Origin of the sequence: Stenomitos frigidus ULC18 (genome assembly GCF_003003795.1) — a bacterium.
Taxonomy (GTDB): domain Bacteria; phylum Cyanobacteriota; class Cyanobacteriia; order Leptolyngbyales; family Leptolyngbyaceae; genus Stenomitos; species Stenomitos frigidus_A.
On record NZ_PVWK01000120.1, the window covers coordinates 1 to 22,170 of the forward strand.

11 protein-coding genes are annotated in these 22,170 nt (G+C 50.0%); 4 read left to right on the top strand and 7 right to left on the bottom strand.

Annotated features, from left to right (window positions below; translation table 11 throughout):
- Positions 1-100: 100 nt before the first annotated feature.
- On the top strand, positions 101-373 hold the full coding sequence (locus C7B82_RS21740) for a GNAT family N-acetyltransferase (RefSeq protein WP_245940039.1): 273 nt from the start codon (positions 101-103) through the stop codon (positions 371-373).
- 177 nt (positions 374-550) lie between these two features.
- Here C7B82_RS21740 and C7B82_RS21745 read toward each other — a convergent pair whose 3' ends face one another.
- Complete coding sequence (locus C7B82_RS21745) at positions 551-2,857, bottom strand: glycosyltransferase (RefSeq protein WP_106258547.1); 2,307 nt, start codon at positions 2,855-2,857, stop codon at positions 551-553.
- Between the two features lie 409 nt (positions 2,858-3,266).
- Between C7B82_RS21745 and C7B82_RS21750 the strand changes: the two genes are divergently transcribed.
- Entirely contained in the window at positions 3,267-3,761 is a 495-nt protein-coding gene (locus tag C7B82_RS21750) for a hypothetical protein (RefSeq protein ID WP_106258548.1), read from the top strand.
- 149 nt (positions 3,762-3,910) lie between these two features.
- Complete coding sequence (locus tag C7B82_RS21755) at positions 3,911-4,747, top strand: peptidoglycan-binding protein (RefSeq protein WP_106258550.1); 837 nt, start codon at positions 3,911-3,913, stop codon at positions 4,745-4,747.
- A 217-nt stretch (positions 4,748-4,964) separates the two neighbouring features.
- On the opposite strand, the gene C7B82_RS21760 is transcribed toward C7B82_RS21755, so the two are convergent.
- From C7B82_RS21760 to C7B82_RS21795, 6 genes are all read right to left on the bottom strand, one after another.
- Positions 4,965-5,837: a macro domain-containing protein gene (locus C7B82_RS21760; protein ID WP_106258552.1), complete on the bottom strand. Its 873-nt coding sequence runs from the start codon at positions 5,835-5,837 to the stop codon at positions 4,965-4,967.
- A 68-nt stretch (positions 5,838-5,905) separates the two neighbouring features.
- Positions 5,906-7,036 carry a TIR domain-containing protein gene (locus C7B82_RS21765; protein WP_106258553.1) on the bottom strand — a complete coding sequence of 377 codons (1,131 nt, stop codon included), beginning with the start codon at positions 7,034-7,036 and terminating at the stop codon, positions 5,906-5,908.
- An 882-nt stretch (positions 7,037-7,918) separates the two neighbouring features.
- Positions 7,919-10,117 carry an MMPL family transporter gene (locus C7B82_RS21780; protein ID WP_181357607.1) on the bottom strand — a complete coding sequence of 733 codons (2,199 nt, stop codon included), beginning with the start codon at positions 10,115-10,117 and terminating at the stop codon, positions 7,919-7,921.
- A 214-nt stretch (positions 10,118-10,331) separates the two neighbouring features.
- Positions 10,332-10,889, bottom strand: a complete 558-nt coding sequence (locus C7B82_RS21785; protein ID WP_106258559.1) for a peroxiredoxin-like family protein — start codon at positions 10,887-10,889, stop codon at positions 10,332-10,334.
- An 83-nt stretch (positions 10,890-10,972) separates the two neighbouring features.
- Positions 10,973-15,571, bottom strand: coding sequence for a non-ribosomal peptide synthetase (locus C7B82_RS21790; protein ID WP_106258561.1), 4,599 nt, complete (start codon positions 15,569-15,571; stop codon positions 10,973-10,975).
- Complete coding sequence (locus C7B82_RS21795) at positions 15,568-20,781, bottom strand: type I polyketide synthase (protein ID WP_106258563.1); 5,214 nt, start codon at positions 20,779-20,781, stop codon at positions 15,568-15,570. The genes C7B82_RS21790 and C7B82_RS21795 overlap by 4 nt, the downstream gene beginning before the upstream one ends.
- Before the next feature lie 796 nt (positions 20,782-21,577).
- Between C7B82_RS21795 and C7B82_RS21800 the strand changes: the two genes are divergently transcribed.
- Positions 21,578-22,141: a chlorite dismutase family protein gene (locus C7B82_RS21800; protein WP_106258564.1), complete on the top strand. Its 564-nt coding sequence runs from the start codon at positions 21,578-21,580 to the stop codon at positions 22,139-22,141.
- The last annotated feature ends 29 nt before the right edge of the window (positions 22,142-22,170 follow it).

Consider the following 22,170-nt stretch of genomic DNA (forward strand, 5'->3'; position numbering starts at 1 on the left):
AGGTTGGCAGACGGCTGTCTCCCTGTAAGATAGCAATATCAGGACTTTATGCCTCCTCACTCAGCGGAACCAGTGCCTAGCCTACTATGCGCCAGATTTGATGGCGGATCGGACGTGGTATTTGTACATGATTGCCGTGCGACCTGACTGTCAGGGACAGGGACGCGGAACGGCGCTGATACAGCATGTGGAAAAAGCATTGCAGGCGAGCAGCCAGCGGGTGTTACTGGTTGAGACATCGGGATTGCCGAGCTACGAGCGCACACGGAAATTTTACGCGAAGTGCGGCTACGAGAAGGAGGCGCGCATCCGAGACTTTTACGCGGCGGGTGATGATAAGGTTGTGTTCCGCAAAGTGTTGAATGTAGGCTAAGCCATAGACTGTGGTCGTGGGATCCCCCTTCGCTCACGTAGGCGATCACGCCGCACACTGAATAGTATGAGGTGGCAACGCGCAGACAGTCGGTACAAGGGCGGGTCTTACTAACCCCAATGCACACCGACCGCTGAGAGATCTTTGTTGACTGTTTGTGGTGGGTGCTTGAAAACGTTAACCCTTTGCTACAGCGACGACACTGACAGCGGCATGACGATCGAACAGCACGCGTGGTTTCAGTAAGATTCTAAACAACAGCCAGAGCGATCGCAACTCTCCAGGAGAACAGCGGCTCTTCCACTGCCCAGGACGACAAAACAACATTTCTACCAAACGACGTTGTTGCTTAAGGTTGACTGGCTCAAACATGATTCGCACTGTAGAAAATTCATCATGTATATCTGTGTAGATTGCCTTGCCCTGAAGCACCAAGCCATCTTCCAGAATTTCCAACTCCACCAGTGTGTTTGCATCAGGTTGGGCGTTTTGGCTGCTTATACATTGGTCAACCATTGGCAAGCCCGCTTGAGTCAGAATCGCCTCTAAACCAACTTCCGAGATGGCAGTGGTAGAACCCCAAAACGTGTGTTCACCCATCTGCAACCGCACGGTTCGTCGCAGGTCAAACCATTCATAAAGGCTAGGGCGAGGCACATCCAACAGCACGAGGAGAGAGATTGCGAGCGTCAAGAGATTGTAGAGACTCCAGATCAACCCCAGATCAAAACCCTTCATCTTTTCAGCCATGACAGGTGATATACCTGGTTGCCACATCCCGATCGATAGACCAATGCCCAGGCTTGTCCACAGGCTAAACGCACTGGCAACAAACACAACAATGAGCGGTAAGGCTAACTGCCAATTGAACGCAAAGCGATCGCTTGATGTTCCTTTGGGTGTGACCTTAAAGCCTTTGCCAAAGGGATTTAGCATACTTTGAATGACCGTTAACGCGAGTGGAAAACACAACACTAAGGAGTAGATATCTGCCAATAATGCCGATCGCGATCGGTGGTTGAGCCAGGAAAAAACGCTGAGATTCACGACGTAATAGGGCACAAAGAAATAGAGAATATCCGCACCTGTTGCCCGCAGCGGAATCACACCCAGGAACGCATACGCCAGGGGCATTAGCAGAAAGCCAACACGGGAAAGGCTCGTGAACCAGTGCAGTAATCCTTCCAGGTAAGCGAGTCGTTGCAGGAGATTCAGACCGGGAATGGTAAGCGGATTGGCTTGCACAAAAAAGGCTTGCAGCGTTCCCTGTGCCCAGCGAATACGCTGTAATGCTTGATCCGCAATACTTTCAGCCGCCAAGCCTGCGCTCAACTTCTCGTTGAGATAAAGCAAACGATAGCCTCGTGCCGTTAACCGAATGCCAGTGAAGAAGTCTTCGCTGAGGGACTCGGTGACAAAGCATCCTGTTTCCATCAACGCCGATCGCCGGACAACAAACGAGGTACCAGAACAAATAACCCCTCCGGCACCATCCCGCATTGGTTGAATCTGACGATAAAAGACCTCTTCTTCAGGCGTGAGAATCTGTTCTAAACCCAGATTGCGAGCGATCGGGTCAGGATTGTAAAACGATTGGGGCGTTTGCACCAACCCAACCTGTGCCTCTTGAAAGAACCCAACGGTACGGGTCAAAAAGTTTTTGGTCGGCACAAAGTCAGCATCGAAGACGACAATCAATTCACCCTCTGTACGGGCAATGGCATGATTGAGATTGCCCGCTTTCGCGTGATCGTTGTCCGGTCGAGTCACATATTCACAGCCTAATTCTGCTGCCAAAGCGGCGATTTCAGGTCTTCGCGTGTCATCCAATACGTAAATCGTTTTCGCTTCATAGGTCAACGCCTGACAGCCAATAATGGTGCGGCGCAGAATGAGAGGCGGTTCGTTATACGTGGGAATCAGAATATCCACCGTTGGCGTAAAGCCACCACTCACCACATCCCTGGCAAAGCGATCGGCTTCCGGTCGGCGATCGCGGACTCGCAACAGCAGAACCAGTTGAATCATGCCGCCCAGCAACAGCAGCAATTCTAGAAAAAATAAACTGAGACTGAATACTCCATTCAGCGGCGTACTGAGGTTGAGTGTGGAGAGCGATCGCCAGGTCAAATAACGAACCGTCAGCACAGCCAGAATACCCACCACCAGGTTTCTAGACCAGGGGCGCGGACGAGGGGACAGTTGCATCACTGCCAGCACCACCAGTAGCAATGCAACTGTCCAAAACAGCAAATATTTCCCCACCATCATCGGCGCTTCTACCCACATGGGTGGGTGTTCCTGCCACTGATTCAGTTGCTGAAAAATCTGATTCGTTGTGCCCTGCCCAGCAAACCAGGCTGCAACAATACCAGCCGCTAGCACTACAACCCCTACCATGACCAGCGTGGCAAGCTGAATGCGGGAAACTCTCTGCCAGAGGGATGCAGGAAAACGCTTCTTACCAAATTGAGACGGTGCCATTAAGGTGTCCTGCACTGGGCTAATACAAGCTGACGTTCAAACAATCACTGCATGAGCGAGCGATCGCTGCATCATTAAAGCAAGCTTGTAAGATAGACCTGAGAAAACCCTGAAGACCCTCTGAATGCGCTATGAGAATTTTTGGTGCTTTTGCACTTGCATGGCTGAACTGTCCTCACACCCTCTATTCTGAGCAGTCGAGTCAGAACGAGACTGGGAAATGGTTAAGCATTAACTGAGAAATGTGCAATCAAAGCACATGCATGGTGCTCTTATGCCAGCCTCGTGCTTTTTTAAGCGTCTTCTCATGCAGACTCCGTAAGATGGCTCTATCGTCCATTTCAATCAAGGCGATTAGTGGTTTCAATGGGCAAAGAACGTTAATCCATTGCCTACAAGGAGATTTCCCATGAAAAAACTTGCTTACGGTCTGTTGTCTGGCTTACTGATTCTGGCTACTACGATCCCGGTTGGGGCAACAACAACACCAACTACAATTGCTCAGTCCCATACAATTGCCCAGGCTAACTCGGCGACGATCGAGCAAATGTTTCGTGAACAGAAGGTGTTGACTGATGAAATCCAGACCTTAATGGCACAGATGAAAGCGATGCTAGCAGAGATGAAGGCACTCACATCGCTGCCAGAAGGACAGACTCCAACCATGGCTGATTTATACAAACAGCAGCAGGTCATACTAACAAGACTTGAAACGCTGAGTCAGTCACGTTTCGACACCCTTGTACCGAAAAGAAGTGCGGTGATAGAACAAGGCAAGGCGGCGACAGTACAAGACATCCATCGGCAGCAGTTGGCGATCATCGCTGACTTGAAGACCATGATGGCTGAGCTGAAGACCTTGATGGAAATCTATCGCGGTCGGGCTGGCACCTCTGAGCGCTAAAGCCACTTGCGGGAGAGACGCTTAAGGTCAAGTGCAGCAAAGCAGAGAAGCTAAACCACTCTGCTACAAGTTTGAGACACCATCAGTTGCTAGACCCATGAAAATTTCTTGTAGATTACTAATGTCACTGGCAGAATGAAGAGCGCAGCATGAACGTGAGAGATGTGATCGCCAGAGGTGAAACCGGGTTGGTACGCGGTTTAAATCTACAAATTATTGCGGTGGTTAATGCGATCGCGCCCAATAGCCTGGTGCGGTTTGACGATCTCAGAGTGAATGTTGAGGGCAATCAAATTAATCCGTTTATGCAAGCGTCTGCAAGAATGTCGCTGCAAATTGCGCTCCGTGAACGGGGAACAACGTTAGTGGTGAATTCAGCCTATCGCACGGTTGTGCAGCAATACCTGTTACGTCAGCAATTTGAGCGCGGCTTGTTTGGCATTACGGCTGCTGCGGTTCCTGGTTCCAGTAATCATGAAAGTGGTTTGGCGTTGGATGTGGAAGATCCAGATGGTTGGCAGCCGTATTTTCAACAGCATAACTGGATCAGGCTGGGACGAGATTTCGACTTTCCCCATTATGATTATGTGTTTCCTGCTGCTACCCGTCGCGATCTGGGTCGCATTGGCGTGAGGGCGTTTCAGCGGTTGTGGAATCAATTCCATCCCGGCGATCGCATTCCTGAAGATGGCGTGTATGGACCGCAAACCGCAACACGCTTAGCGAATTCACCGATCAATGGTTTTCTGCCTGCTTTCCGGCGATCGCTCCAGCTTCAGGAACCTCGGCTACAAGGTGATGATGTGACAGCAGTTCAGCGGGCGTTACTGCAATCGTCGATTGTCCGGGTGAATCTAAACGTCACTGGTGTTTTTGATATGGCAACCGAGAGAGCGGTCAGGCAGTTTCAGCAGGCAACTGGACGCTTGGCGGTCGATGGTGTGGTTGGACCAACGACACTCAGAGAGTTGGGGTTGTTGAGATAATTTGGATGAATTTTATATCGCTTCTCACACTAAATCCCGTTTAGGGGAGTTAAGGCATAGTGGTTGAGAAACGTAGCTACAAAAATAAAACCTGCGATCGTAGTTGCAGGCACTTTAACCCCTTAACGAATCAAATCAGCGGCAGTAGACACCCTTTAATTCAACACCAGTAGCTTCTAACTGTCCGCATGCATTTGAATTGTTAGGTCGCTCTGTATTATCCCCAAATATCTTGAAACTTACTCAAGTCAATATCTTCCAGATATTTTGAATGTAGGATTATTCGTATCTCTTCAGTAGTGATTTTTCCTCCTTCCTCAAGTGAATTTGCTATTGCCAATAAGTTAAGTTCTAATAGGTGAATTGAATCCAATCTAATTCCTGTTACTCCACTTCCAATTAGTGGAATATTAATAGGGTTTCCTCTAGCGTAGATACGTGCTTTCTTCCAAAAAGCTTCCAAAGCAATCCACATCTTTAAGGCGTTACAATTATCACCAGGTATATATCCTTTTAATTCTGTTTCTGTTAAAGAAAATAAAATATAAGGTTGACCATCTAAAGATAGAAGTACAGTAGTTCCTAGAGGATAGAATCTTTCATTCTGTTGAGTTTCATCCCTAAATACCTCTTGGAAACTTTCAGTGTGTAACGAATCTGCAATTATTTTTTCATAAGTCTCAAATCCCTTAGAACCTTCTCCGCTCTGTGCAAATTTTTGAATGAGCTTACCTTGTAAACTTGCTGGTATGACCTGAGTTTCATGAAAGAATCTACTGACAGGAATTACTTTGATTCCATCAAATGAAAATAAATCGCCAAAGACGATTTTAATGTTGGAATTTCCATACTTTAGGTTTGCTTCTTGAGGTATGGCGCTTCTGTAGGCTCCAATCAACACGCTGATAAGTATTAAGGAAATAAATTTGATTTCCCCTGAGAAATACCTACTTGCATTTGGAACAATTCCGATAAGAGGTTCTAAGATAGTCCAAATGGTTGCATAAACAACGAATGCATATGTAAATACTTTAAGAGGTTGCTTTCTGAGAGTAATAGTTATGCGTTTGAAAAGCCCCTGACTATTCATAAAGCGTTGTTCTAGAATCTATTAAGGTTGGTCATAGAGTGAAAACCGAAGAAATTTCTATAGAAGCTCTAAACTTTTTTGAATTCTTTAATTGCTTTCATAAGCTTCATTCCTGTGCTCCAGCTTAGTTCTTCACCCTCAAACTCGCACCGATACAATCCTTGCAAGTTTGATGGAACGGGTAATCTTTTGTCCCATAATAAGACGACACGGCGATCGTAAAGTACAAAAGCAGCGCCAATTTCAATTAATACATTCTCATTAATTCGAGGTTCTCTACTCACCTCTCCAGAGTGGATTTGTTCAGCAGAAACAATGATAATTCCAGCTTGGCAACGGCGCATCGCACTAAACACCTTGTCAGGAACAGGAATTGCTGTTGTCTCTTCTTTGACAGCAACTTCACTCTCAATATCTGCAAGCTCTAGCATTGTCTCTACCTGCGAGACGAAATCAGTATCCCTACCATGTGATATGAACACTCGTAGCCGCTCACTAGCTTGAGCTTCATTACCCTTTCCTTGAAGGTCTGGGAGTACGTCCCCTTCTGAGGAAACGATTGGTTCAGGTGATACAGGCTTTAGAGGTTCACCCGGCAAATCTGAATCCTCAGTGGTATTAGATACCCACTCATCTGCCTGCCTAGATGGTTCTTGCCAAGGAGGAGCAGACGGACCTTCTTCTATGTGTCCTCTAAGCCTGTCTCTATTGATACTGATGCGAGTTGGCTGACCACGGCGACCGATAGTTAGTGTACCAAGCATTGCACCTTCGACAAGGCGGAAAAAACAAACTGCTTGATCCTTAAGAGTGTTCTCGTTATCTGTAGCGTTTTCATCAGAGTGATGCTCATGCCAGAATGCCGCTACATCTACGTTCGTTGCTGTTTCAAGGCTACGGTGAAACATCCATTCGATAGCGGAGCGATAGGGAACAATACTATCAACAGCCTCTAGAAAGAGGACTTCAGGAGCTTTAGTCTTACGTGCTAGCTCCCAACCACGATTCGAGAGTTTAATGCGCTCTCCTTCCCGTGTAATAAACCCCCACGCTTGATAAGCCGACATCTTACGATGATCTAAAAACTTCTTGTCCAGAATTGCTTTAGCTTCAGATAGATTAGCCCCTGTAGGTTTTGTACGGAGGTAATCAATCACAGTTTTTACATCTTCGATATCGGTGAGTATCGGAAGCGGCATATGGTGCTAGGCAGAAAAGGGGGAAAATCTAATACACACTAACTTAAAATTCTTCAAACGGCTACAAAAACTCGTTTTTCGAGAGCAGTGCCACTGATCACCTCTCAAGAGATTAGCGGTCTAACTATTAATAAGCTGAAAATTTCTGCAATCCCACAGTGGGTGGATAGGCAGAATGGTTCGGCATAACACCCCAAATCTAGCGCTTAGGTAGAATCTTTCCGCATCATACCCTGCTGAAGGTGGATAGGCAGAATCTTTCCGCATATTTTCAGGTTTACTATGGGCACGATCGCGTATGTTATGAGATACACCGTACAGTTCGCCTCTACACTCGCTATGCAAGAGCGCCCAAGGAAACTGCTCGATCGGTTATGAGATGTCATTCAGCTCAAGCACGGCGATCGTGGTATTCGAGGTGACTCTGCGAATGGTTTGAGTTTTTCTTGCCTGACATCAACAAAACATTTGAATCTGATGAAGAAGCGTATGGGGCGATCGCTTGCTTTTTACGGCTGATTCAATAGGCAAAATGGCTGTTTGCCTTCTCATTTTGTCCATTCGCTTTCCCATTTCAGTAGTTTCCGCAAGCAAAAAGGCTCTTTGCTTTCTCATTTTGCCTGTTTGCTTTTGCATTTCAATCGATCGCGCACTCATTTGGGTGTTTTCCGCAAGCAAAACGGTTATTTGCTTTCTCAAACTGCGGTTTGCTTACTCATTTCAGTACATCGCGCACTCATTTTAGTGTTTTCCGTAAACAAAAAGGCTCTTTGCTGACTCATTTTGACTATCTGCTTTTGCATTTCAATCGATCGCGCACTCGTTTTAGTGTTTCCCGCAAACAACGCTTGAGCGAGAAATGCCCACGTTCCAATGCAGCTATTAATCAACCTTGAACTGGAAGCGATCGAGCCTGAGAAACCTGGGTGACCACCAGTTCCAGCGTCCCATCAGCCGCATTGTGGCAGGGACGAGGAGCGTGCGGATCAGCGTGGCATCAATCAAGACACCCAGCGCAATGCCCAATCCCAACGCTTTGACAGTCACTAAGCTGGTCAGGGCAAAGGCTCCTGTCACCAGGATCAGCAGGAGTGCCGCACTCGTAATAATGCCCCCGGTGCGCTCCACTCCTTCCACCACGCTGAGATGATTATTCTGAGTGCGATCGTATGCCTCTTTAATACGACACAGCAAAAACACCTCGTAATCCATACTCAGCCCAAACAACACGCAAAACATCGTCACCGCAATCAGCGTATCGAGATAACCCAGTGGGGTAAAGTTCAACCACTCGTGCAAATGCCCTTCCTGAAACACAAACACCAGCAAGCCGAAGGATGCGCCCATTGAGAGCAAATTCATCACGATCGCTTTAAGCGGCAGCACCACTGAGCTGAGCAACAAACAGAGCACCACAAACGTAACCATCAGCATGGCAGCCAAGACCAGTGGAAACCGCTGCCTCACAACCTGAATCGTGTCTAGCTGACGAGCGATCGCGCCACCCACTTGCAGGTGCAGTCCCGCTGGCGACAGACTCCGCAGCTTTTCCACCAGCGCTCTGGAGTCGTCATTGTTGCTACCCGTCCGACTTTTGACAATGATTAACGTGGTCGAGGGACTGCTGAGGTTCTTGACCGCTGTTGCCAGAGCAGGTGGTAACTGCGCTAGTCGCCCATAGAGTTGCTGATACGCTGCCAGATTCAACGTTGGGTCGAGATTAAACAGACTGTAAACATCCTCCACTCGCGGATCACGTTTCAAGTCGTTGACCAGTTGAAACAGGGTCGCGACATGAGGCTTAGACAGGATCAGCTCTCCAGGCGTGGCGGCACTCACTGCCAGCAAAATTGGGACAGTTTCCCCCACGCCAAATGCCTGTTGCAGAACCTCAACGCCCTGCCGTGAGGGAACGTGCTGGGGCAGAATGCTATAGTCTCCCAGACCAAAACGGGCGTGCTGAAAGGGTGAACTTAGCACGAAAATGAGAGCCGTAACAAATGCCACTGCTGCAATGCTGTGCTTCATGGTGCTACGAGCGATCGTGCCCCAGATGCCCGACCGCAAAGATGAGGGTGGCACAATGCGCCAACGGTTAATGCCTGCGCCGACCAGACCGAGCAGAGCAGGCACCAGCGTTAAGGCAGCAGCGACGGAAACGAACACGACGATCGCGCCAGCAAGACCGAGCGATCGCAACAGCAATACAGGAAAGCACAACAGGCTCAAGAGTCCAATGCCAACCGTCAGCCCTGAAAAGAACACGGCTCGTCCAGCCGCATCCACTGTGCGAATCACACTCTGCTCCACAGCCTCCGGGTGCAGTTCTTCCCGAAAGCGACTGACGATCAACAACGAGTAGTCAATGCCCAGCCCCAAACCCAACATTGTGGTCAGGTTGAGCGCCAGCACCGAGATATCCACCTGTACGGTAATGATTGCCAGTACCCCAGAGGTGACCGCAACCGCCATCACACCCATCACAATGGGAAGCGCCGCCGCCACCACTGAGCCAAAGACAAATAGAAGCGTGACGAGGGTTAAGGGAAGCGCCAATAGTTCAACACGCCGTAAATCCATCTGAGTCAGATGTTGTCCATCGCGATCGATCACAGGTTCCCCAGTGAGAAAGGTTTGCAACGATGGATTCGAGTGTTGCTTCAGGCGCTGTTCAATCTGCTCAATCACCGGAAATGCCTGAGTATCTTCAACGCTCAGGCTGATGGTGCTGTACTCTGTTTGTCCATTGGCAGTGCGATATTCGGGATGGTCACTGGCACGGGCGATCGTTTTCACTCCATCCAACCGTTGAATCTGATCCAGGGTTTGCTCAATCTCCCCTCGGTGCGATGCCAATGGTTCGCCAACCGGACTCTGGAAAATCGTGACCAGTGCATTGGTTTCCAGATTCAATTCCTGCTTGAGTAATTGCTCTGCCTGCCCTGCTGCCCCTTGTTCATAGACAACACCCAGCCCTTTAAGAACATGCTCCAACCGGGGTGCAAGCAGCAAACTGAGTATGAGTAAGGCGCTCCAAATGGCGATGACAAGCCAGCGGTAGCGATAAGAAACACGCCCCATCCAGGCAAAAAATGATCCGTTTGAATTATCTACTGGGGAGACTATCTGGCGATCCAACATGATGATGCAAGCGTTTTAAGCGGTGGATTGAACAATTGGGTAATCGCGTAAGGGCGGGTTTAATAGTTTGATTGTGTATGCCAAAGTTGTTCGTATAAACCCGCCCCTAAAGAGATTGGGGCTAATTCAATGGCTTCAATATGATGAACGCAGTTCAGGCGATCGCGCGTGATGCTGCATTCAAGCCCGCAAACGCATGGATCACTGACAGATCCAAATGATCGCCAATATCTCGACCGTAATAGGCAGTGTGAATGGACAAATCGGGATTGATTAGAAAGTCCGCTGGCAGTAAGGCAATGTCATTGTGAGGATTGAAAAACATGAGGTCTTTACGGGCAGCTTCCGAAAAATCTGCGAACCGAAACAAGCCTCGCAACATTCCGATGACAGATGTTTCCACACCATACAGTCTGTAAATCTTCAGCGTAGGATCGGCAACGATCGGAAAGGGGGCATCCTGTTTGCCCACGTATTTCAGAATCTTATCTTGCGGCGATTCAAAGAAGGCAAGAATCTCAACCCCATTGGCTTGCAGTGCCGGATAGGACTGAATCAGTTGATGAACACGCAAATTGCAGAGAGGGCAGGCGGCATGGCGGAAGAATGCCAGCAGCAGCTTTTTACCTGCGTAGTCTTGCAAGGCGATCGACTGACCGTGAACATCTTCAACGTGGAAGGGCTTGGCAGCGTCTTTAGGGTTTAGTCTCATGAGGGAGTTGTTGGTTGTTGGTTGTTAGAAGGAAGCAGAAGGGATGAAGGATAAGGGATGAGGGATGAGGGATGAGGGATGAGTCAGAAGTTAGGGGTTAGGAGGTTGCGATCGATGAAAAAGGAAAGATAGTGGCTCAACCAATCCACATCGATCGCTGGGCAGTTGAGCGTTGTATCAGCGAGACCTGAACGGGTATTTTGACAATCAAACTGAAGCTCATGGCTTAAATTGAATAGGGCAGTTGAAGGTTTTTTGCTGGCTGCTGAAAACACGGGTAGGAGCGGGTAAAGGGCGTTGTCTGCAAGCCGATCGCCCATCGCTTGCAGTGCAGCCAGCCATTGAGCATACGCGATCGGCTGAATGGCATAGCCTAATGACTGAAGCCAGTGCAGAATCTGCTTCCAACCGATCGCAATGTGATGAGGATTGACTAAATGGAAGGTCTTTCCCGATGCTTCTGCCTGGGTGGAAAGATGGACGATCGCCTGACTGACGTAATCAACCGGAACAATGTTGAATGACAGGTCTATATCAGGTGCAATTCCTAGTTGGATGCAACCGTTGATCAGGCGAAAGAGTAAATCCTGAGCATTTCCTGCCCCGGTTTCCTGATGACCCACAATAAAGGACGGGCGGTAGATGGAGACAGGCAGCCCTCGTTCGCGGGCGATCGCAAGCAGTTGCTCTGCAACCCATTTACTCTGGACATACCCTGTAGGGAGATTCTGTGCACGATCGGGTATCATCCTCTCCCAAATGGTCTGAGCCTCTGTATTTGGATCGGCAGGAAAGACATGGGTCGTTGAGACGAAGTGAACAGGTTTCGTTTTCTGCTGCGCTGCCAGTCTCAAAACCTCCTGTGTACCCAGAACATTGGCAGCTTTCAAAGCCAAATAGGGATAGGTAAAGTTGACCTGTGCGCCATTGTGATAAATGACATCAATATCATTTGCCAGTTGTCCAAACCGTTCTGGTGTCAGCCCCAATAGTAATTGGGACAGATCTCCCAGCACAGGAATGATGCGATCGCTAAAGGCTTCATCCCAAAGCGCGTAAAACTCTAGATTTGCCTGCAACCGGTTGCTTCCAGCGGCGATCGTGTCAGACCGTACCAGACAGTAAATTGTTGCATTAGTTCGTCGGAGCAGTTCATACAGAAGAAACGCTCCCAGATAGCCAGTTGCACCTGTGAGTAGAATGGCTTGCGGCTGGGTGACAGAACGTACCGAATCGTTTCCTGGACGAATACTCGCATCCAGAACGGCTTCAGAGGCTAAGTCTAGTGCGGTGTCAAGCATCCCATCAGCGGCATGGGTTTGCAACTGCTCCACGATGGGCGAAAGGGCGGCGATCGTCGGCGATTCAAACAAGCGACTCAGCGGTAATTCAACCTGAAACGCATGAGCGATGCGGTTGACCAGTTGCACCGCCAGCAACGAGTTGCCACCCAGTTGAAAAAAGTTGGCGTGAATGCTGACGTGTTCTAAACCAAGCAATTCTTCCCAAATTGCTGCAAGTTGTGCTGCTGTTGGATTGCGAGGTGTATCATCAGCCTGAACTGCTTTTGAAAAGTGTCTTTCAAGTTTTGCAAGGGACTGGCGATCGACTTTGCCATTGGCAGTCAGCGGCAACTGATCCAGCAGTACAAAGCTGGAGGGCACCATGTGAGCAGGCAACTGGCGAGAGAGCGCTTGGCGGAACTGTTCTTCCCAATCGGCATAATCTCCGTCATTTTTATTCGCAGCAGAAAGCTGATTTTTCAGAACAATGTAGGCAATCAAAGCTTTTTTAACGTCTGATGGCGCTGCTACAACAACAACGGCTGATTGCACCAGGGGATGTTGGCTCAACGCTGTCTCAATTTCACCCGGTTCAATGCGGAAACCATTGATTTTGATTTGAAAATCCTGTCTGCCCAAAAATTCCAGGTTTCCATTGGGCAGGTAGCGACCCAGATCCCCCGTTGCATACAATCGTCCCAACTGGGGATGGTGGATAAAACGGGCATTGGTTTTCTCTGGATCGCGCCAGTAGCCTTTTGCTAAACCAACTCCAGCACAGTAAAGCTGACCAGGAACCCAAACCGGACAGGGTTCCAGCTTTTCATTGAGAACGTAGTAACGGGTGTTGGCGATCGGGCGACCATAAGGAATACTTTTCCACGTTGGATCAACTTGCTCAACTGGATACCAAATATTCCACAATGTCGTTTCTGTGGGACCACCAACGCTCACCAGTTGAACCGTTTCAACCAACGCATGAAGACGTTCTGGTAGCGATAAGGGAATCCAATCGCCGCCCAAAAATGCCAGCCGTAGTGAATTCGGTATCGTTGGCTGGTTTCGTAAAGTGTTCCCAGAAAGCGATTCCAACAACATTTCCATCATGGCGGGCACCGAATTCCAGAGGGTGATCTGGTGGCGATGCATCAACTCCAACCAATGGACTGGGTCGCGTTGAGAAACTGCTTCTGGCAGGACGATCGCTCCCCCTGCCGCCAGAATGCCGAAAAGGTCATAGACCGACATATCGTGATGTAGAGCGGTTAACGCTAAGACGCGATCGGCAGCGGTGACTTCAAAGCGTTGATTAGTTGCGGCGATCGCATTCACCACGCCTCGGTGGGCAATCATCACGCCTTTAGGGGTTCCTGTTGAACCGGAGGTGTAGATCACATAAGCAAGGTCATCTGGGTGCTGAATCGCTTCCAGGGGGCTATCCATCGCTTCCAGGTCGTCTGCATCCACACACAAACACTGAATGGAATCGGGCAAATTCAGTGTGTCTCGCAAGTGCGATTGGGTCAGCACCAAGTTGACTTCCCCATCAGTCAAGACATAGTGCAGACGCTCTAGAGGCAAGGCTGGATCGATCGGCAGGTAAGCAGCACCCGCCTGCAACACGCCTAAAACGGCAACAATCTGTTCCCAGCCTTTCTCCATGACGACAGCCACCAGTTGGTTGGGTTGCGCCCCTCGCTGGCGCAACCAGTAGCCAATTTGATGCGATTGCTCGTGGAGTTCACCATAGGTCAGGGTGAGATCGCCCGCAATGACGGCAATCTGCTCCGGTTGCTGCGGGGCTCGACGATTGAATAGGGTGTGCAATAGCTCATCAGGAATAGTCGTTGCGGTTGCATTGATCGCATCGCGCTGTTGCAGTTGATCGATCGGAAGCAACGCTATAGAGGATTGCTGCCAAGTTTCGGGTTGATCTGCCAGTTGCCGCAATAACGTCTGGTAGGCTCCAAACATGGCTTGCAGAAGTCCCGCTGGAAACAGATCCTCTACCGCATCCCAGCTAAACACTAGCCCCCCGTGCTGTTCGTAGACCTGACAATCGAGCCAGACCTGGGGCGTTTGCGTAATCCAGTAGACAATTTCTCCCATCCACCCCAATTGGGATAAATCCAATAACGTACTGGTAAACACCACAGGCATCTGAGCGCTCACGCCTGTTTGCCTCAGATGAGCCAGTTCTCGCAGTACCCGAATCCCACTCAGTTGGTGGTGGTCTAAATCTTGCCAAAGCTGCTGTTGCAGTCGCAGGGCACGATCGGCAAAGGTATCCGATGGGGCATAATCCACCGCCAGGAGATTGATGGAGGAAAACACACCGACAAGGTCATTGACCTGGGGATGGAGTGGAAGCCGATTGGAGAGCGTGACATTCAACGTGAACTGAAGATGCTTACTCCAGGTGGCTAAAACCTGTGCGTAGGCGGCTAATAAAACCCCGGAAGGAGTCAAGCCTTTCTCTTTGGCATGGGTTTTGAGTCGGTTCCAGGTAGCCGCATCCAGCCGATCGCTTTGCCGCACAAACTGGGGATGAGTAACAGTACCAGGAGTTTTCGCCAGCGGCAGCTCTGGTGCTGGCGGCAGGGTGGGCAGGCGATCGCGCCAATAGGCAAGGTCTGCCTGCGTAGTTGGCGAGTCCTGAAGCGCGGCTTCTGCCAGCACATAGTCTCGAAAAGAAAGCGGCAACGGTGGCAGAGATAAAGCCGGATTTTGATACCACTCCGCCCAATTCTGAAACAACAGAAACAGACTGCGACCATCCACAATTAAGCCATCAATGCTGATGTGTAAGCGTGTGGAATGGGTCTCTAAACGGCTGGCACGAATTTCAAATAAGGGATAGTGATCCGGTTGGCGCACCTGATGGGACATCCGCTGGCGAAGGGCGTTGAGTTGAGCCGCGATCGCTGCTTCACTTTCGGCACGCAGATCCAGAACCACTATTTCGTAAGGAGGCACCGTTTCGAGGATTTGCTGCTGACCGTTGGGATGAACGATCGCCCGGAGCATAGCGTGGCGTTTAATCACCTGTCTCCACGCATGGTTGAGTCGTGGTACATCCAGGTCTCGGCAGTCAATTTCCAGATAAACATGAGTGGATACATTGCCAATTTCAAAGTTTCCACCGCGACCAAGCCAGTACGCCTGCTGAATATCATTGAGGGGAAAGGGTTGATGTTGTTGGGCTAGGTCAAGTGTGAGTTGCGGCGATCGCGGCGATTGTTGCAACCGCGTCATAATTTCCTGCTTTTGACGCACAAGGGCATCGCGCAATGCCTCTGTCAAAGTCCCCTGAGGAGCGCGATAACGTAGCTGGTCGCCCTCAACCCAAAGCTGCACCTGCTGCTGGCGCAATGTTGCTAACAAAGCATCAACCGTCATAGCGCCCCTTCCTCCCAACAAACGTTCACGCTGGCAACGGGTGGCGCTAGTTGAGCCAGCACTCGACTTGCCAATTGAGCCACCGTCGGACAGTGCAGAAACTCAGTCATACTCAGGCTCAGATTCAGATCAGTTTCAATGCCGTGTTTGAGTTCCACCACCATTAAGGAATCCAATCCCACGTTGCAGAGCGGTTCGTGGATCGGTAATTTGGCTGCCATCCCCAACACACGGCTGACGCGTTGTTGAAAGTAGGATTCCAATGTGTTTAGGCGATCGCCCACTGGCAAAGACCACAACTGATCTTGTGTCAATGCATCTTGCGTCAATGGTTTATTGGTGAATGGTTTGTCGCTAGTGGCTTCCGGTGCCAACGACTGCCTGCACTGAACCTCCGGTTGCGCTGCTGTCTTGAGTGCCGTCACTGGAATCAACGATTCGCTGATGGGTGAGAACCAATGTCGTTGCCGCTGCCAGGGATAAGTGGGTAAAGAAACGCACTGCCCCGTAGGATACAGGCGGTTCCAGGCAACGGGATATCCCTGGCGATACAGCACTCCGAGGGATTGCAGCAAAGTGGCTCGCTCTGGTTGCCCTCGCCGCAAACTGGGCAGCATCATGCCTAATCGCTGGTGCGGTTGGAGGCATTGGGCGATCGCCGTTCTTAAAACGGGATGGGGACCGATTTCAACAAACCATGAAGGCTCGGTTTGAATGAGTGCTTCCATTGCAGCCTGAAACAACACAGGCGATCGCAAATTACGGCTCCAGTAAGACGCATCCAGCGTTTGCCCATCCACCCGTTGCCCGGTCACTGTTGAGAATAACGACACGGTAATAGGACGTGGTTGAATCGCTTGCAACGCGTGAACTAATTCATCCTGGAGCGGATCGACCTGCCAGCTATGGAACGCATAGTTGACGGGCAAAAAGCGACAGGTAATGTTCTGCTGTTCCAGGGTCTGCGCCAGGCTTTCCAGCGCAATAACATCTCCCGACAAGACCGTTGCGGTGGGACTATTGACAGCGGCGATCGATAGGTTGGGATGGTCTTGCAGCAATGGTTTGACCGCAGCGAGAGGGAGATCCACCGTTGCCATCCTGCCGCTTCCAGCCAACCGTTGTAACAGCCGACTGCGATGGAAAATCACCTGTACCGCATCGGGCAAATTCAATGCCCCCGACACATACGCTGCCGCCACTTCGCCCATACTGTGCCCCACCACTGCCTCCGGCACAACGCCCCAGGACTGCCAGAGGGCTGCCAGCGCGACTTGTAGGGCAAACAAGATGGGTTGGGCGATCGCGGTTTCCTGTAACCGAGATGACGCTTCATCAGCAGTCAATTCATGGAGCAACGACCAGCTCGCACAGTCATAGAACAACGCATCACACTGCTGCAACGCTGCTTGAAAAACGGGTTCCCGCTCCAGCAGTTCCCTTCCCATCGCCCACCACTGCGGTCCCTGTCCGGAGAAGACAAAGACAATGGGGGGCTGATTCAAGGAGTGAGACTGACGACTGGAGTCAATAGGTTCCTCGATTGAGTTGGCATCTTGTAGAAACGCATCCAGATGTTCCACCATTTCTGTGTGCGAGTGACCAACCACGGGCAGACGATACGGATGATGGCTGCGACGCACACTGGCGGTATAGCAGATGTCTGATAAGGGAAGCCTTCTGGCAGTCTCAGACAAGAGAAACGATCGATAGCTGAGAGCGAGTGCCTGCAACGCCACTGGACTGCGTGCAGACAATGGTAGTAGTTGAGCAAGTGGCATGGTTGGTGCTTGTTTGCGCTCAATGTCTGTAGGGGGCGCTTCTGACAAGACGACATGGGCATTTGTGCCGCCAAAGCCAAAGGAACTAACTCCCGCCAAGCGTCGATCGCCCGCCCAGGAAACAAGAGCCGTGGGAATCCAAAAGGGCGTTTCTTCCAGAGAAATTTTGGGATTCAACGTTTCTAAATGCAGATGGGGTGGAATCTGACGGTGTTGGAGGGCAAGGACTGTTTTGATCAACCCTGCAATACCAGCCGCCGCTTCCAAATGCCCGATGTTAGTTTTGACGGAACCGATCGCACATCGTTGCTCCGGCGATCGTCCGTCCATCAACACTGCCTTCAAAGCGCTTAGCTCAATTGGATCGCCCAGAGCCGTACCCGTGCCATGTGCTTCCACATAACCAATCTCATCCGGTCTAACCCCTGCCTTTTGCAGCGCTTTTTGCATCACTCGTTGTTGCGCTAAACCATTGGGAGCTGTTAAGCCATTGCTCAAACCATCCTGGTTGACGGCTGATCCCTTAATGACCGCGAGAATGGTATCCCCTGCTTCGATCGCACGCTTCAGCGGCTTGAGTACCACGACACCACAACCTTCGCCTCGCCCATAACCATCGGCACTGGCATCAAACGTTTTACATCGCCCGTCTGGTGATAACATACCTGCTTGGGAAAGCGCGATCGTGAGCGTTGGTGACAACATCAGATTAACTCCGCCTACCAATGCCAAATCGCACTCCCCGGTTCGCAAACTCTGACACGCCAGATGCACAGCAACCAGGGAAGATGAGCAGGCTGTATCAACTGCCATGCTCGGACCCTGGAAGTTCAGCAGGTAAGAGAGACGATTCGCCGCCATACTGTGCGCGTTGCCCGTTGCGGTATAAGCGCTAGCCTCAGCCGTATGTGACTGCAACTGGGCGTAATCCTGACTGCTGATGCCCATAAACACGCCCGTCTCACTGCCAGCCAGTTGAGCGATCGATTGTCCAGCCGCTTCTAACGCTTCCCATGCCACTTCCATCAACAAGCGATGTTGGGGATCGATCCGGTCTGCCTCACGAGGCGCGATGCCAAAAAACTGCGAATCGAAACCATCAATCTGGTCTAAGAAACCGCCCTGAACGTTGCTAAGCTTGTTGGCTGCTGATGGTTCAACCTGAGACCGCCAGCGATCGCGCGGAACGCTCTGAATCGCATCCTTTCCAAATTGAATTAACTGCCAGAATGCCTCTGGACTATCTGAACCGGGAAAGCGACAGCCAATGCCGATGATGGCAATATCATCGGTCGATTCAGTGACAGATTGAATGGTATCGCGATTGGCTTCTGACTGCTGTTTCGCATTTGAATTTATAGCAGTATGATCAATCGCCAGTGCTTGAGCAAGGGCAGCGATCGTCGGATAGTCATAGATCACGGTGGGAGATAAGCGGCACTCCAACCAATCTTCCAATTCTCCTGCAAGACTGACCGCTGCCAATGACCCCAAGCCATAGGCTGCAAGCGGTTGATGGATATCGATCGCGCTGGCTGAAACACCCAATTTCTCGGCAAGGCGAGCGATCAACCAGGTTTGAATCTCTCGACTTGTTTTTTCGGGTGGTAATCCAGATGGGACAGAAAGAGGTTGTTTAAACCGTCCATCGGAATCTGCCGATCGTCCCTGCACTGAAATGATTTGAATTGACTGATGAATAATGGGTAACTGCTCTGTCAGAAACGCCTCCCGGCAGGCAAAGTGCTGGATCTTGCCGCTGGAAGTCTTTGGGATACTGCCCAATTTCACAAGGATAATGCCATATACTTCCAGGTCATGTTGCTCCGCCACCGCCCGACGAATGGCTGCGATCATTTCCTCTAAAAGAACCGGATCGCGATCGTGCCGATCAATTTCTCGCACAATGACCAGCCGTTCTTCACCCGCTGCTTCCACCGCAAAAGCGGCACTACAGCCAGATTGCAACGATACATGGCTGCGATCGACCGTCCATTCAATGTCCTGCGGGTAGTAATTGCGTCCCCGCATAATCATCAAATCTTTCAATCGCCCGGTAACAAACAACTCGCTATTTTGTAAAAAGCCCAGGTCTCCGGTGCGTAAAAAATGAACATCATCCTGATCGTTGAGACGTGCCTGAAAAGTCGCTTTCGTTTGCTCTGGTTGCTTCCAATACCCTTGAGCCACACTGTTTCCTGTTACCCAGATTTCTCCAACTTGCTCCGGTTGACAGGGTGTTAGTGTTTCAGGATCAACAATCACAACCGCCTGCGTTGGCAACGTGCGACCACAGCTTACCAGCGTCTGACTGTCTTCACCAATCGAAGCGATCGCCTGGTTCTGCGTTAACCTCGCTTTCTGAAATGCTTTCACAACGGGTGGTTCAGCCTTTCGACCACCTGTAACAATGAGTGTCGCCTCTGCCAAGCCATAACAGGGGTAGAACGCTTCTCGACGAAACCCAGAGGGTGCAAATGCTTCCGCAAAACGATCGAGCGTTCCAGCATGGATCGGTTCAGCCCCGTTGAAAGCAATCTCCCAACCGCTGAGATCCAACTCCAATCGCTGCTCAGGAGTCGTTTTACGAATGCACAATTCATAGGCGAAATTCGGACCACCGCTAACCGTCGCTTTCGCTTGAGAAATTGCCTGAAGCCAGCGCAGGGGGCGTTGCAGAAATGTCACGGGCGACATCAGCGTAACTGGAAACCCAGCATAAAGCGGTTGCAGAATGCCACCGATCAGCCCCATATCATGGTAAGGCGGTAGCCAAATGACACCCTGGCTTTGAGGATGCGTTTGAAAACTGGTAGAAATCAACGATAGGTTATGAAGCAAATTACCGTGGGTGAGCATTACCCCTTTGGGAAGGGACGTTGACCCTGAGGTGTATTGCAACACTGCCAACGTGTCAGGATGTATTGTAATTTCCTGCCAATCAGTCGCTAAAGACGGTGAAATGGTATCTGTCGCCAGCCAGTGAATGGCTTTTGCATGATCCATCTGGCTCCAAACAGACTGGTTTTTAGCTAGACTTGCTTCTGGCGTGAGGATTAAAGCTACTTCAGCGTCTTTCGTGATCGTCGCAATGCGAGGAACATTACGGGTGTTCCGAGGTGGATAGGCAGGCACCGCTACTACTCCCGCGTATAAACACCCAAACAAAGTAGCAATGTAATCTAATCCAGGCGGATAAAGGATTAACGCTCGCTCTCCAACCACACAGATTTGCTGAAGTTGAGCGGCGATCGCCCGCGCTTTTCGATCAAGGTCTGCATAAGATAGACTGACGCTCTCACTCTCACCGTCAATCAAGAACGTAAATGCAGTTCGAGACGTATTATGACTGGCACGAAAACGAATCAACTCAACCAACGTTGAGTATTGGGGAGAAACTTCAATGATTTTACCGAGGAAACTATTCATGCAATGATTCTTCCTTCAATCGACACCGGTTACAAAGGCTAGGAAATCGATTTAAGAAATCATCCTTGAATCAACCATTTGGAAGCAAGGTCGATTTGTCATCAATCAAAAAATGGCAGTAATCCTACTCCATACGAAGCTACAAGCTCTAAATGAGAAGACGCTTAAGGGAGCCTGAGGCTTTTACCTTTGATTGAGGCTCATTGACACAAAGCACAGGTCAAGACCGCACTCGCTCCGGCGATCGCTCATCCATAGCGGCAGACTTGGCAGCAATCTAATTCGTCAAGACAAACTCGACTTTAAATCTTTGTGCCTCAATGATGCGTCTTACTTCACTTCACTCGGTGCGAAGGCAGTCACTTTGCCACTCTTCACAGCCACTACCACATCGTATGTAGAGCAATAAGAGAAGGTGCATCATTGGCTTTGTTGTATAGGTATTTCATGGGTTCCTCCTGACAACTATTGAATACTGACAAAATCCTTTTTGGGTGAACCCAAGCGGCTCAATGGCTACAGAATCCCAGGCAGCACTGAAACTCCTCTGAAACGAAACGACATCTTCCCTAAATTTAGCCTGATAAATTTCTCAGCCGCAACTCAGTCACTTCTTAGATTGCGATCGAAGTTGTAGTGATAACATTTAACTCACTGTCCTCAAGCCAGAGCTTTTAGCTCTAATTTTGAGCCTTAAACGACAGAGAACGATCGAATGACCTGAATCGATTGAGATGGAATGAACAAGATCCGTTCCGTTGGTCGTTGAGTGTATGAGAGAAATTTGGAATTAGCAATGAGTAATCGACTATTTACCTTTAGCGGTGGAGACACCGGACCCTGGCAAATTGTCAGCATGACAGCAGTTTTCGGAGATTCGCTACCGGAGGCAACCAGACTAACGGTGGCGAGCGGCTCAACTGACTCAACAACTGCGGATGCCAAATGGTGTCTGCGCGGCATTACGAGTAATGAACGCTATGTGACCCGACTGGAGAAAGACCAACTCGTCGCTAAACAAGCAGGTCTTGGTCGCCCTGAGGCAATTTGTGCGGCACTGATCCCGATTCGCAAGAAGCCGTCATGGTGGGTTTTACCACAAGATGAGCGGCGAAGGATTCTTGAGGAGTGTTCTCAGCATGTTGCGATCGGGATGAAATATTTGCCCGCTGTTGCACGCCGACTGCATCACTGCCGAGACTTAGGAGAACAGGAGCCATTCGATTTTCTGACGTGGTTTGAATACACAGCCTCTGACACTGCCGCTTTTGATGATTTAGTTGCTCAACTCCGAGCATCCGAAGAGTGGACTTACGTTGAAAGAGAAGCTGATATCCGTCTTGTCCGCGAGGAATCTTGACAGTAAACGGCTTTAAGCTGCAAGGTCGA

Excerpts from the sequence above, each read along its gene's own strand:
- C7B82_RS21740 (WP_245940039.1), top strand. The coding sequence starts at position 101 with ATGGCGGATCGGACGTGGTATTTGTACATGATTGCCGTGCGACCTGAC.
- C7B82_RS21745 (WP_106258547.1), bottom strand. The coding sequence starts at position 2,857 with ATGGCACCGTCTCAATTTGGTAAGAAGCGTTTTCCTGCATCCCTCTGG.
- C7B82_RS21750 (WP_106258548.1), top strand. The coding sequence starts at position 3,267 with ATGAAAAAACTTGCTTACGGTCTGTTGTCTGGCTTACTGATTCTGGCT.
- C7B82_RS21755 (WP_106258550.1), top strand. The coding sequence starts at position 3,911 with ATGAACGTGAGAGATGTGATCGCCAGAGGTGAAACCGGGTTGGTACGC.
- C7B82_RS21760 (WP_106258552.1), bottom strand. The coding sequence starts at position 5,837 with ATGAATAGTCAGGGGCTTTTCAAACGCATAACTATTACTCTCAGAAAG.
- C7B82_RS21765 (WP_106258553.1), bottom strand. The coding sequence starts at position 7,036 with ATGCCGCTTCCGATACTCACCGATATCGAAGATGTAAAAACTGTGATT.
- C7B82_RS21780 (WP_181357607.1), bottom strand. The coding sequence starts at position 10,117 with ATGGGGCGTGTTTCTTATCGCTACCGCTGGCTTGTCATCGCCATTTGG.
- C7B82_RS21785 (WP_106258559.1), bottom strand. The coding sequence starts at position 10,889 with ATGAGACTAAACCCTAAAGACGCTGCCAAGCCCTTCCACGTTGAAGAT.
- C7B82_RS21790 (WP_106258561.1), bottom strand. The coding sequence starts at position 15,571 with ATGACGGTTGATGCTTTGTTAGCAACATTGCGCCAGCAGCAGGTGCAG.
- C7B82_RS21795 (WP_106258563.1), bottom strand. The coding sequence starts at position 20,781 with ATGAATAGTTTCCTCGGTAAAATCATTGAAGTTTCTCCCCAATACTCA.
- C7B82_RS21800 (WP_106258564.1), top strand. The coding sequence starts at position 21,578 with ATGAGTAATCGACTATTTACCTTTAGCGGTGGAGACACCGGACCCTGG.